The following is an 885-nucleotide window of genomic DNA, read 5'->3' on the forward strand; positions in this document are numbered from 1 at the left end:
CGGCTCGACGCGAACAAGGACGGCAGCATCAGCAAGGCCGAATGGGACCAGCGCGCCGCCGAGCGTCAGGCGAAGCGCGGCGAACGGAAGGAAAAGCGCGCCGCCGCTGCCGGCGAGGCTCGCGAAGGCCCGCGCGCGATGCGCGGCCATCACGGCAAGCGTGGCGGTCATGGCATGCGCGGCGGGATGATGATGAAGGCCGACGCCAACGGCGACAAGGCGATCAGCCGCGCCGAGTTCGAGACGGCCGCCCTGGCGCGCTTCGATCGCCTCGACGCTAACAAGGACGGGCAGGTGACGGCCGAGGAACGCAAGGCGCAACGCGAGGCGAAGCGCGCCGAGTGGCAGGCCAAGCGCAACGCCGCTCCGGCCCCCGCCACCAACTGATCGGCGCGCGGACGACGGCCGGGTGGTCTCGCCATTGCCTTTGCCGCAGTCCGCTGCCAGCACGGTATCGCCCATCGGCCCCCGGCCGGTGGGCGAACCTCATGTTTCAGGCAGATCGACGATGACCGACAGCGATACCCCCCGCATCCTGCTGATCGACGACGAGCCGTCGATCCGCGAGCCGCTGTCCGAGTATCTGGAAGGACAGGGTTTTGCCGTCAGCGACGCCGCGAGCGCGGCCGAGGCGCGGTCGGTGCTGCGCGCCAAGAGCATCGACCTGGTGGTGAGCGACATCATGATGCCCGGCGAGGACGGGCTGTCGCTGACCCGCCATCTGCGCGAGACGAGCAATATTCCCGTCATCCTGCTGACCGCGCGGGCCGAGGATACCGAACGGATCATCGGGCTGGAGATCGGCGCCGACGACTATGTCGTCAAACCCTTCAACCCGCGCGAACTGGTCGCGCGCATCCGCACCGTGCTGCGCCGGACGCAGGC

At 69.5% G+C, this 885-nt stretch carries 2 protein-coding genes; both read left to right on the top strand.

Going from position 1 to position 885, the window contains the following annotated elements:
- Positions 1-387: EF-hand domain-containing protein (locus SGR02S_RS19295; protein ID WP_501193789.1), on the top strand; the 387-nt coding region annotated here is incomplete at its 5' end.
- 121 nt (positions 388-508) lie between these two features.
- The coding region (locus SGR02S_RS19300; RefSeq protein WP_156483149.1) for a response regulator transcription factor at positions 509-885 on the top strand (377 nt) is incomplete at its 3' end.

The organism is Sphingopyxis granuli NBRC 100800 (assembly GCF_001591045.1).
GTDB classification, from domain to species: Bacteria; Pseudomonadota; Alphaproteobacteria; order Sphingomonadales; family Sphingomonadaceae; genus Sphingopyxis; species Sphingopyxis granuli.